Genomic DNA, 12,396 nt, shown 5'->3' with positions numbered 1-12,396 from the left:
TTGGCTATAGAGCATGGCGTCGCCATTGCGCAACTGTAGCAGGGAGATGCCGACCATGCGCCTCAAGGCTTTCACCGGGGTTATAATATCTGCGCTATGCCTTGCCGGCGGCGCTCATGCGGCTGGCTTCACCGCCGGTGCGGCCAGGGCAGAAATCGCGATTCCGGCCAGCACCTTTCCGATCGACGGTTTCACCGGCCAGCATGATCCCTTGTTCGCGCGTGTGCTGCTGATGGATGACGGCCATACCCGAGCCGCTATCGTGGTTGTCGACCAGACCTCGATTTTTGACGGCAATATCACTGCCATGAAAGCGATCGTGACGGACATCGCCCATGTGGATGCAGCTAACATTATGATCTGCGCCAGCCACGGCTTTTCGGCGCCGCATGTCTTCCCGCCCGACCACACGCCGCCCGAAATGAGGGACAAGACGGCGGCACTGAAGCAGGCGATCGAGGCGGCTGTCCGCACCGCCGCCACAGGCGCGACACAGACGCTGCAACCAGCAAGGACCGGTTTTGGCGAAGGCATAAGCCGTGTCGGCGTCAATCGCGACGTCCCGACGCCATTTGGCTGGTGGCTGGGCGGCAATGACGCCGGCTATAGCGACCCGACCTTGGGCGTGCTACGTATCGACGGCGCGGATGGTCAGCCGCTGGCGGTGGTCATGAACTATGGCGTGCAATCGTCGGTGATGGATTTCTCGGTCGACAGCCATGGCAACCGTCAGGTCTCCGCCGATCTGGCTGGTGTCGCCACCCAAAGCCTCGAAGACCACTATAGGGGCGCAACGTCGTTCTTCCTGATTGGTGCCGCCGCGGACCAGGCGCCTTACCTGCAGGCTAATCGCCATGTCGTGCAAGCCGATGGCACCGCCATTCGACAGGATATCCGCGACGCCGGTTTCGACTTGCTGGCCTTGCAGGGGGAACGCCTGGGGCAGGATGCGCTCAGGACCAGCGAAACTATCCAGGCGCAGGACACGCCGACGATCCGGATCGAGCGCAGGACCGTACAGGTCATAACCCAGACCGGTGTAACCGTCGGCCCACCGCCGAAAGGCCCGGTCAAAACGGTAGACCTAAAGGCCTCCGATCCCGTCGATGTGCCGGTCATCCTGATGCGTGTCGGCGATACCGCCATTGTCGGCGTGCGCGAGGAACTAAGCGCCAGTACCGGCACCTGGATTCGTCAGAATTCGCCCTTTGCCCATACACTGGTCGTGACCATGGCCGATGGCGCCGCCAAATACATGCCGGCCGCCGACGCCTACGACCGCCTGACCTATGAAGCGCGCAGTTCGCATTATGCCAGGGGAGCGGCCGAAACCCTCTCTTCAGCGATCGTCAACATGCTTCAGGGCCTTCAGGACGCGCCATAACCGGCACTTATGAATCAATATCCACCCTCTTATAACTTATAGCCCGAATAATAATGGAACTTATATAGTACCGTTATCGTTCGAACGGTCTCTTCCGGGCGAATGTGCACTAAGACCATAAGAATGCAGCTCAGACTGTTCAAAGGCGACCGGAGCAAACACGGCCGGCGCCTTGGGGAAAAAGGAAACCCAATGAAAGCCAATCGCATACTCGCCTTCTGCCTCGGCAGTGCCAGTTCCCTGGCCCTGTTCGCCGGCATTGCCCATGCTCAGGATGCGGCTCCAGAAGCCCCCAAGGACAAGGGCGGCATCCAGGAAATCATCGTCACGGCCTCCCGCCACGCCCAGAACCTGCAAAAGGTCTCTTCGGCCGTACAGGTCGTCACCGGTGATAAGGTCGCGTCGCAGGGCCTGACCAATATCGCCCAGATCGTGGCCGACATGCCAAGCGTTCAGGCCACCGGCCAGCCCGGCGGCTACAGCATCAATATCCGCGGCCAGGGCGGCGACCTGCCCGCCGGCTCAACGCAAGGCTCGACCGCGCTGGAATTCGACGGCATCTACAATATCAACTCGCAGGCAACGACGGTCGGCTTCTTCGATGTCGAGCGCATCGAATTCCTGCCAGGACCGCAATCCACTCGCTACGGCCCGGATGCCGACGGCGGCGTGGTCAATGTCATCACCAAGGATCCGAAGCTGAACAGCTGGTCCGGCCAGGGCTCGGTGACGCTCGGTAATTACGGTCTTGTGCGTACTGAAATCGCGCAGAACATCCCACTCGGCGACAAGGCAGCCCTGCGCATTTCGGCGGCGACGCTCAATCGCAGTTCCTATTATGAGAACCCCAAGGAAGGCAATGCCCGCGCCCAGTCCCTGCGCGCCAAGCTGCTGTTCAAGCCGACCGACGATCTCACCCTCAAGCTGACGGCCCAGCGCGACCATATCGGTGGCACCGGTAACGGCTCGAACGCCTTCCCGATCTTCACCAACAAGGTGGCCATCTATCCGTCGGATTCGATCAACGACCAGGATAATCCGTGGACCGGCGTGCCGAACGTCAATACCTCAACGGCCGACATCACCCAGGACAGCCTGACCGCCCAGGTCAGCTACAACATCAACAACGCCATGGCACTCGATGTCCTGGCCTCCTATGTCACCCTGCACGGCGAGGAAACCGGCTGCATCTATGCCCCACCCTGGGATACCGTCGGCGGCGGCCCCTTCCCGCTGTGCGGCGCCACGCTGCATGAGTTCGATCCGTTCCGCCAAATGTCGACCGAAGTGCGCCTGCATAGTGCGGCTGGCGCGAAGGTCCAGTGGAACCTTGGCCTCTATCACTGGGATTACAGCAATACCCTGTCGATCGAGAACGCGTCCTTCTTCGACGCGCCCGCAACCACCACGACCACGGCGACCAATGCGCTCTTCGGTGAAGTCACCTACCCGGTTACTGACAAGCTGCGTGTCATCGGCGGCCTGCGCAAGAGCTTCGACGAACGGACGTTCAACTGGGTCAATGCCGGCGTCGTTACCCCCACCTTCACCTACAAGGAAGACCGTGGCGATTACCGCGCCGGTGTCGAATACGACGTGACACCTAAGTCGATGGCCTATTTCACGATCTCGACGGGCTATCGTCCCGGCGGTTATTCCAGCTACAACCCGATCACTAGCCAGCCGGCCGCCTTCGACGCAGAATCCAATACCGCCTTCGAACTGGGCAGCAAGAACCGCCTGCTCGATAATCGCCTCCAGCTTAACGCGGCCCTGTTCTATTATAAGCAGGACGGTTATCAGAACCTGGACAAATACAACATGTTCTACATCACCGTGCCCGGCATTGCCGATCCGGTGCTGTGTGACAATACGACGACCAGTGTTTACGCCGGCTGTGTGACCCCGAGCTTCAATCTGAAGGCCCATGTTTTGGGCTTCGAAACCCAGGTCCGCTACGCCATTACCAACAATGACATCCTGAGTTTCAACGGCACTTGGCTCGATGCCAAGTTCGAGGACAAACAGGACGCCTGCGCCACCGTCGGCATCACTTCGGCCCTGCCGGGCTACACGACGGACGGCGTCTGTTACGATGGTTATAACGATCAGGCCACCAATGAGCTTAAGGTCTATCAAATGGGCGGCGCCGTTCAGCCGCACTCACCGAAGTTCTCAGGTACCCTGACCTATAACCACACCTTCGACTTCCAGTCAGGCGGCTCGGTGACCGTTGGCGGCAATGTCTTCTACACGACCGGCTACTGGCTGAACCCGGTTGAAGACGAGAACCTCTATGGCTGGCAGCCGGCTTATTTCCTCGAAGGCGCCACTCTTTCCTATACCCCTGCCAACAGCAGCTGGTCGATCGACGCCTATGTCCACAATATCTCCAACTATGCGGTCAAGATGTCTGTCCTGCCCGCCACCTCTCTGGGTGACCCGCGTACTTTCGGCGTCGTCCTGAGCAAGCATTGGTAATGAAGTCCGCTCCATCCCGCTTGTATTCTTCCGCCTGTTGACTGGTCCGGGCTCGCGACAGCGAGCCCGGACCTTCTTTTGGATTTTCATATGGCAACGCCCGTCACGCCGCGCACCTGGCATCGCATTCTGGGGTCCGTGATTGCGATCTTCCTGCTCTATTTCGGGATAACCGGAACCATCGTGCAAGCCGTCGATCTGCGCGCCTTGCTGACTCATGCCCCGGCCACTGACCCGGACATCAAGGCCATCCGGGAAAGCATAGACGGCACCGCCAATTTCTCAGTCATCGAGGCCGTGGATTATGATGCCGCCGTCCTGCCGCAGATGCTGGATCGCCGAACGGCGTTAGCCACTACCCTGAAGGCCGCACGGTCTGTCGTGCCGTCGGCCCCATTGAAATTCGTTGAACTGCGCATGATCGACGGCAAAAGCGTCGGCCAGGTTATGGCGGGCGATACGCTCCTGCGCTTTGATGCCACAACCGGCGCCCGCCTCACTGTTCCCGCAACGCCTGAGCGCCACGGCCCCGAACCCTCGAACCACCGGAGCGCCAAACAGTGGCACCGTCTGCAGGGCCTGACCGACTGGGCGCTGTGGTTCAATGCGCTCGTCGGGATCGTCCTCGGCGTCATGATCGTCACCGGCTTGGTGCTCTATTTCCACCTTTACCAAGCGCGGGCGAAACTGGGCCGAAATGGCCTGTTCTGGTCGGCCGGCAGCGTGTGGAAAACCCTGCACCGCGGCGTAGCGCTGGTGGCAGCGGTCTTTCTCAGCGTTGTCGCCGTCTCAGGCACACTCCTCAGCATCGACAGTTTTGCTCTTCAGATCTACCGCGCCTGGCCGGGCGCGGATCTGATCCACGGCTTTCCCGCTGGCATGTCCAGAGACCTGTCCAGTCCCCTGACGTATGAGGCGTTGCCCCATATGCTGGAGACGACCCTGTCCGCAACCGGGAACCGCCCCATTCGCCTCATTCGTCTGCGCACCTTTGAAGGCACGCCACAAGGAGTGGTCATTACCGGCGGGAACGCCAGGCAACTTGTCTTCAACGCCCAAACCGGCACGCCGGCCAGCGCAACAGGACCGACGACGATCTATACAGGCTTCCCGTTCGGCTGGCGCGAGCACGAACTGATGAAACAGATCCACCGCGGCGACATCCTTGGCCTGCCCGGTCGCTTCATGGACCTGTTCGCCGGCCTGTCGCTGATCTTCCTCTCCGCCACTGGCCTGTGGATGTACCTCGACCTGTGGAAACGTCGCAGACCCCAAGGTCGTAAATCCATTTTTTGGCGATAGATCGCCGCTCAGTCATTCGCTTTTGAATTCCCAGTAATGAGGCCCCGCATGTCCAACCTTTCCAGAAGAACCTTCGTCACCGCCGGCTCGCTCCTCGCGGGCGCCGTATCCACGGTTGGCCTCGCACATCAGGAAGCCAGGGCGCAAAATGCCAACGGCTTCCAGGCAGCCGCTGGCGCGATGCAGGGCGATCAGAACAGAAAGCGCGAACCGGGGCTCCAGGGCATCTATGCCGTGTGCGAGGTCACCGGCGGTGGCCAGAAGGTCTACGGCATCGCGGCCGAATACGACGTCGCCATCGATCCCCGCAGCCTGACCCTCGACACCTACACCACGGGCGTCGTGCCGGCCGCCAAGGGCTACTTCCCCGGCATGCCCCAGGAGCCCGACAAGAACGCGACCACCGAAGCGCCACAACCGCGCGCGGCTGTCGCCATCTACACCAATGACACGCCGGCCCTGCTGGCCGACCGGAAAAGCGCCTCCGGCCGTTTCGTCATCATCGAATTCGCGCACGATCCCGACCTCAGCCTGCCCACCGAGGACAGCGACAAGGTCTCCCTGACCCAGCGCAAGGATGTCCGGACCACTGGCGGCAAGATCTACGCTGCCAGCGACACCGCGCTGACCAATGCCGGCCGGCGCGGCAATAGCGTCACCATTCGTGGCGTTGACGCCTGGGAGCAAAACCATTGGTGGTGGAACGATACGCGTTCAGCCTGGCTGGAATACAGTATCTACCTGCCCAAGTCCTTCCTCGAGCCTGGCGGCGAAAACAAGGCCTATCCGTTGGTTCTAGCGGTCACTCACTCCGGCACCAGCTACGACGGCACTTGCGCCCAGACCCTAACCGAACAGTGCATCGCCAGCATCTGGAGCCTGTCGGAGGAGCAGGATCGGCACGAATGCGTGGTCATCACGCCGCGCTATGAACGCACGACGATGAACGACTACTGGGAGCACACCTACGACGTCGAAAACACTTACAAGCTCGTCCAATCGCTTCTGTCGAACACCTGGAACTACGGCAATCCCAACCTGCCCGATCGCGCCGACAAGGTGCTGAAGATCGATCCGCAGCGCGTCTACTGCACTGGCTGGTCAATGGGCGCCATGACTTCGCTCTGGCTGATGGCCAAGCACCCTGAGACCTTTGCAGCCGGCCTGATCATCGCCGGCCAGCAGCGCCCGGCCGATGTCATGACGCTGGCCAGCCAGAAGCTCCTGATCATCACCGGCACCGAGGACGGCAAGGCCACGCCATGGAATGAAAAGTGCGTGCCGATCTGGGAGCATGCCGGCGCGAAAGTTACCCGCCCGGCGGAACACCTCGATCCGGCGCTGATCTTCCCCGTCGACAAACAGGACAAGCTGACTCAACAGGTCGATGGCTATCTGGCGAAAGGCGGCAACATCACTTTCCTGACTTTCGAAGGCGTGGACCATATGGCCTCTGCCCGCAAGTTCTTTTACATCAAGGCTGCGCGCGACTGGCTGTTCAGGCAGATTAAGGTGTAATTACACCATCCACAATAGGGTGGGACGAGTGACGGGCGCCATAATCATCGAAGCCTGAACAGGATCAACCTGCGAGTCGAATCTGATCGGGGTCATTGTGACTGGTTGCCGAGGCTTCTTGTACAGGCGTCTGGCTTCGCACGGCTGGTCGGTTCGTCAGACATAAAAGAGCGAAGGCGACAACGATAACCGCATAGCCGGCAAAAAATGGATCAATCGATTTGATCTGCATGCGAACTCCTACCCTGTGAATGGGGCAGTTCTGGCGACCGCCTCCGGTTCATCGACAACCCGTGAAAGCTTACGGTTGACCCTACGAACCGTAATCTCGTTTGTCCAAAACAGACGATAAAATTCGGGTGAGCTTCGATTGAATCTTTGAACCTCCTCTACTTCGGAGCGCTCGGCTCCCCCCGACATGAAGGGGCGAATGAAGAATCTAGAGGACCGCAGGCTTGATTTGCAAAACAGTCTCGCCGCCGAGACAGCCGTTCCAAATGACATTTTACCCACCCCGGCATCGATCTACAAAAATCGGGTCGAAGTCCTAATCGACGCTCTGAACAACTCTAGGGAACAAAATGCGGCTTCCGAGGCACTTAGGTCATTGATCGAGAAGATTACCATCGAGCCTGGCGAAGATCCCGATGTGACCTATGCCACGATACACGGGGAATACTGTAAACTGCTCCTCTGGCTTGCGGACCGTAGCCGGCAAACAAAAACCCCCTTAGCTTTCGCCTCGGGGGTCTGTGTTAGGACTTCTGATCAAACTTCCGACACACCCGAAGGTATGCTGTAGTTTTGGTTGCGGGGGCCAGATTTGAACTGACGACCTTCAGGTTATGAGCCTGTGAGAAATTCTCACAGGCTCATGAATCTAAACATTTTGTATGTGTTCAAAAAATATTTGTGCTAATTTTTGTGCTAAAATTTTCGCATTTCAATTTTTCTTTACTTCGCGCTTCTTACTGCGCGGACGTCGTATGCTGCCTCCCTAACTGCAACTAGCTGTTCTGGAGCAAGCACATGCAAGAGATTGTCAAATCTGGACGAATGCCCGCAGTTCAATACATGCGTATGTCTACCGAACATCAACGCTACTCGATCGACAATCAACGTATTCTTATTGCCGAATACGCCCAAGAGCGCGGATATGAGATCATCGCGAGTTATCAAGACGATGGAAAGAGTGGACTAACTCTCAAGGAACGGGACGGCCTCAATCGACTGCTTCACGACGTAACTGATCCCGCGCGCAAATTTTCGACGATACTTGTGCAGGATGTCAGCCGCTGGGGAAGGTTTCAGGACCCCGACCAACATGGAGCATATGAATTCCTGTGCCGAGAGATGGGCGTAAACATTGAATACGTAGCGGAGCCATTTGAGAACGACGGAAGCTCCACGTCTTCAATCATGAAGGGACTGAAGCGGATAATGGCCGCTGAATACAGTCGCGAACTCTCGGCAAAAATCCAACGCGCGGTAAGAAACCAAGCTAAGCGCGGCTTAAAGCTTGGCTCAACGTGCCTTTACGGTTTTCGAAGATTGCTCGTGAGCGAGACGGGTGAGCCACTTCGCATTCTAAAACCAGGAGAGCACAAGTTTTCGAAAAGTGATCGCGTGGCCTTAATCCACGGCCCCAAAGAAGAAATAACCGTTATACGCCAAATCTTTCGAGCATACGTTGAACAGAGACAAAGCATCTTAACAATCGCGAGAACATTAAATTTTAAAGGCGTCAAGATCGATACCGGCCATTGGACACATCACCGCATTAGGCATTTATTGGCTTCAGAGCTGGTGATTGGAAACTATGTCTTCGGGAAGACGACCACGATTCTGAAAGGTCCGACGGTTCACAACCCAGAAGCTCTTTGGATACGAACCCCTATCCTCCCTCCAATAATCAGCGACAAGCTCTTTCAAGCGGCAGCGAAGCGCCTAGGCCGCCAAGATCAATATTCCAAGAAAAAAATACTAAAAGGAATGAGACGACTGCTAAGAGAAAAAGGTATAATTACTTGTAACGAGATTGCAGCATGTAGCTACATCCCGTGTATACAAACAATATGCAGCTATTTCGGGTCAGTTGAGAATGCTCTGCAATTGATTGGATATAAAAGACCTCCTCAGTCGGGGAAAAGGCCCCGGCGCGTACAAATGTCAAAGGAAGAGGGAATAAAAGCGATCCAAGCACTCTACCTGAAGCATGGCTACGTCAACATTGCACTCATTCGAGTTTCTAAACACCTCCCAGGAGTACATTGGTTCTACAAGACTTTCGGAACAATTGTTGACGCATATAACGCGGCTGGCATTTTGACCTCGGCAAATTTACAAATCACGGGAGGCCTCCTGAGATCGCGACCAGCAAATGCTGCCGGACCGAGTGCGACTTGTGTACCGCCACGCAAAAAGGTTTTATCAGTTACAAATGAGGAGCTAATTGCGGGCATTAAGCGACTATACAAAGAAAATGGGTATATTTCCGGCCGACTAATTGATGCTGATCCAGAATTGCCGCCCAGCAAATGGATTTATTCGCAGTATGCTTCACTCATACACGCGTATAATAAGGCCGGCATTCACTACACGCGCGGCCAGTTGAATACGCTGGGGAAGCGCCGAAAGCGCTCCCAAAATGGGGAACAGGCGGCAATGGCGGTCCCGGTGACAGCCCCGCCAATGTCGCCTATCGCTCCAGACCTCTATCGCGCCGGAATGCAACCGCACGCTCATGGGGTTTAGCGCGCCCGCTTGGGTACGGTATTCCCCGTTCCGATATTGTATAGTCTAAAACTACCTCTTTTCGAGTTGATCGACTTAGCGTGGCTCTCATCGCTTCGACAGTATTGAAGTGTTCTCGTGATGCGATAACGTTGAGGGCTTCTCTGTGACGGGTCATGCTAACGTAGGCTAAATGCCTGTCCATCGATTGAGAGGCCAGAACAAAGGAGCGGTCAACCGTAGCCCCCTGCGTTTTATGTATCGTCGTGGCGTATCCGTGATCAAACGCCCGATACTTTGAGGCATCAATCATCACTGACCCTTTGCGGCCATCAAGATTTACCCACAGGCGCCCAACTTCCGTTCGCTCCACCGTTCCCAATACGCCATTTTTCACGCCTAGCTCGCGGCTATTTTCCAGAAATACCAACCGATCGCCTTTGACAAAGACGCGCGCGCCATCGTTTGTCTTGTAATCGTGCTCGATTTCGAATCCGCTGCTGCCCCCCATTTCCGGTTCTCCAGCTGAGAGCCGACCAGATTGCTGAAGGGCCAGCCGGATCTGGGAATTTAGCTGCCGTACATCTGCCCGACTATGTGCCATGGCCAAACGTGAGGCGTTTGGATTGTCTATAACGTCCCTCACATAGTCCCTGACAAGCTTCTGACGGGCGGCATCTTGCGTGTCCGTCATAGTAACCGCCTCGTGCCGGATGTAAGCCTCCAGCGCCTCCGACGTGCGGTGCGACGCGAACAAAATAGACGCCTCTCTCTGCCAGTCCTGACGCTGCCGGCGGACCTCCTGAAGCTCCGCACAACCGACATGCTCAACGATCGACCGGAAGGCCGCGCCGGCGCCAATGGCCTGGAGCTGCTCGTGGTCTCCCACTAGAACGAGTTTCGCGCCGGATTGTCGGGCCTCGTCTACGAACTTGGCCATCTGACGGGAGCCGATCATACCGGCTTCATCGATGACAAAGACGTCCTTCGTGGTCAGCCGGTCGCGCCCTTTCTTCCAGCCGTGTTCCCAAGATGCCAGTGTGCGCGAAGTGATACCAGAGGATTCCTCCAGCCCTTCCGCCGCCTTGCCAGCCAGCGCCGCGCCATGGACGGTGTAGCCTTGCGCCTCCCAGGCCTCCCGTGCCGCGGTGAGCATAGTGCTCTTGCCGGCACCGGCATAGCCTACAACCGCGCTGACTTGACGGCCGACCGTCACATAACGAATGGCGTAGGCCTGTTCAGCACTTAGGCCCACGCCCTTGATGCGCTCTGTGACCTGCTCCTTCGTTAAACCCTTCGCCTGAATTTCCGCTTTCATATCGGTGAGTTTGGCCCTGATAAGCGCGCGGTTCTGTTCGCTGATTGCTGCATCGACGTAAGAGCGATCCGTCACGTGACTACCGGTCTCGTTCATACGCATGGCGGAATGGATCATGCCGGTTTCCAGGTCAACCATTTCCCGTGTTGAATATTTGGCTGATGTCTGTGCGTTTGGCTCCGCCAGTTGCACAAGCTGATCCGACGCCATTATCCTTGTCAGAAGCGCGTGGAACTCCTGCGGATCGTCATTGATATAGCGGTGAAGCGTCCTCGCCATATCGCGCTTGTCGAATACGCTTTTCTCACTGGTGATCATGTCGAACACGACAGCGGGGTCCTGCCGAATGCGCGCGGCATTTCGGCGGGCGGCTTCGGCTTCAAGCCGTTGCCGTTCGACATTGAGCCCGCGCTTGTCCATCTGGGTCGCGTGAACGCCCACATGCTGAGTCGGCTCCAGTGACAGGCCGCGCTCCTGGTGCGAGCGGTGATCGATGTGGATATCGTGACCAGCCCTCGCCAGATGCAGATTGGACAGTTCCTCCCACTCCAGACGCAAAGTCTTGAGCTGTTGGTGCGAGGTCGGCAGGTTGTTATCGACCAGCCAGCGGTTCTCACGCTCCATGATCGTTTTGTCGCCCAGGCCGGCTTCTGTCACCTCACGCGTCGTTATCATGACATGCGCATGATGGTTACGAACATCGGTGTTGTCGTCATCCGGCGAATGGATAGCGAAGTCCACCGCGACCTTGTAGCGATCCGCTATCCCCCTAGCGAAGTCGCGGGTTAGTTCCAGACGCTCTTCTGCCGTTAGTTCATGGGGCAGAGCAATCTCGAATTCCCGCGCCACACGGGCGTCCTTGCGCCGTTCGGCAAACTCGGCAGCATTCCACAGCGCTGACCGTTCTTTCGCCCATTCGGCGTCGGCGCCGTCAGGCAGGACGATCTCTTTGTGCTCGATGCCGCCCTTCCGGGTGAAGTCATGCACCAGGCCATCGCGCTCATTGACCAGTCGTTCCCCGGAGCGGTAGGCCGCCGCCGCCACGGCGCTACGGCCGCTGCCACGGGCGATGGGTTTCATGCTCAAGTGATAGATTGCCATGCCCTCCCTGCACTTCCTTGTAGCGCCTGCGGCCGCATTGAGTTGCCTGCAACTCGTAAGTGCGCCCTTGTGTGCTCATCGCTTCGCTTGATCACCCCGGTGTGCCGCACATCTGCACCTCCGATTGAGTGAAAGTCTACACCCGAATTTGGAAAATCCCATTCATTTCAAAAACGAAACATCTCATAAGTGGTATTTTTGCACTTGCCAGTTGTCGTTTTGCGCATACCGTAAGTGGTATTCCGATGTGGGAGGGCATCATGACGAGAAAGTCCATCGCGGAGCGGCTGGCGCAACTAGAAGCTCAAAAAAAGGCGCTTCAGGCGCGATTGACCAAGCAAGAGCGTGCGCGAGATACACGGCGCAAGGTGTTGCTGGGTGCCCTCGTCCTGCACCGTCTGGAGGATCGTCGTGACGAAGTTTCAGCCGCACAATTGGAGGCTTGGCTTAAACGCGAACTACCCGGCTTCCTGACAAGAGAGGCCGATGTGGCATTGTTCGATGACTTACTACCTAGCGGCACCAAGAACCGCGACGCAGCCCCGGTTCAAGTCTGATT

Annotated in this window: 9 protein-coding genes; 7 read left to right on the top strand and 2 right to left on the bottom strand. The window is 57.5% G+C overall.

All coding sequences use genetic code 11. The annotated features are described in order from the left end of the window. Nucleotides 1-55 precede the first annotated feature (55 nt). The 4 genes from QM647_RS09365 to QM647_RS09350 all read left to right on the top strand — a co-directional run bounded on the left by QM647_RS09365 (nt 56) and on the right by QM647_RS09350 (nt 6,685). Entirely contained in the window at nt 56-1,384 is a 1,329-nt protein-coding gene (locus QM647_RS09365) for a hypothetical protein (RefSeq protein ID WP_414995248.1), read from the top strand. Between the two features lie 192 nt (nt 1,385-1,576). Beyond that, entirely contained in the window at nt 1,577-3,865 is a 2,289-nt protein-coding gene (locus QM647_RS09360; protein WP_414995247.1) for a TonB-dependent receptor, read from the top strand. A 90-nt stretch (nt 3,866-3,955) separates the two neighbouring features. Continuing rightward, entirely contained in the window at nt 3,956-5,167 is a 1,212-nt protein-coding gene (locus QM647_RS09355; protein WP_414995246.1) for a PepSY-associated TM helix domain-containing protein, read from the top strand. Between the two features lie 48 nt (nt 5,168-5,215). Beyond that, a complete protein-coding gene (locus tag QM647_RS09350) occupies nt 5,216-6,685 on the top strand; it encodes an alpha/beta hydrolase-fold protein (protein ID WP_414995245.1) in 1,470 nt (489 codons plus the stop codon). Between the two features lie 64 nt (nt 6,686-6,749). Here the strand turns inward: QM647_RS09350 and QM647_RS09345 are convergent, their stop codons facing one another. Further along, entirely contained in the window at nt 6,750-6,917 is a 168-nt protein-coding gene (locus tag QM647_RS09345) for a hypothetical protein (RefSeq protein WP_414995244.1), read from the bottom strand. 198 nt (nt 6,918-7,115) lie between these two features. Here QM647_RS09345 and QM647_RS09340 point away from each other — a divergent pair, with 198 nt between their 5' ends. Beyond that, on the top strand, nt 7,116-7,487 hold the full coding sequence (locus QM647_RS09340) for a hypothetical protein (protein ID WP_414995243.1): 372 nt from the start codon (nt 7,116-7,118) through the stop codon (nt 7,485-7,487). Between the two features lie 227 nt (nt 7,488-7,714). After that, nucleotides 7,715-9,439 carry a recombinase family protein gene (locus QM647_RS09335; RefSeq protein ID WP_414995242.1) on the top strand — a complete coding sequence of 575 codons (1,725 nt, stop codon included), beginning with the start codon at nt 7,715-7,717 and terminating at the stop codon, nt 9,437-9,439. On the opposite strand, the gene traA is transcribed toward QM647_RS09335, so the two are convergent. Further along, a complete protein-coding gene (gene traA, locus QM647_RS09330; RefSeq protein ID WP_414995241.1) occupies nt 9,384-11,837 on the bottom strand; it encodes a Ti-type conjugative transfer relaxase TraA in 2,454 nt (817 codons plus the stop codon). The two genes, QM647_RS09335 and traA, sit on opposite strands and share 56 nt — an antisense overlap. 260 nt (nt 11,838-12,097) lie before the next feature. Between traA and QM647_RS09325 the strand changes: the two genes are divergently transcribed. Continuing rightward, on the top strand, nt 12,098-12,394 hold the full coding sequence (locus QM647_RS09325) for a mobilization protein (protein ID WP_414995240.1): 297 nt from the start codon (nt 12,098-12,100) through the stop codon (nt 12,392-12,394). Nucleotides 12,395-12,396: the final 2 nt, after the last annotated feature.

This window comes from Asticcacaulis sp. (assembly GCF_047605585.1).
GTDB lineage: Bacteria > Pseudomonadota > Alphaproteobacteria > Caulobacterales > Caulobacteraceae > Asticcacaulis.
This window is presented reverse-complemented; position numbering and strand designations above follow the sequence as displayed.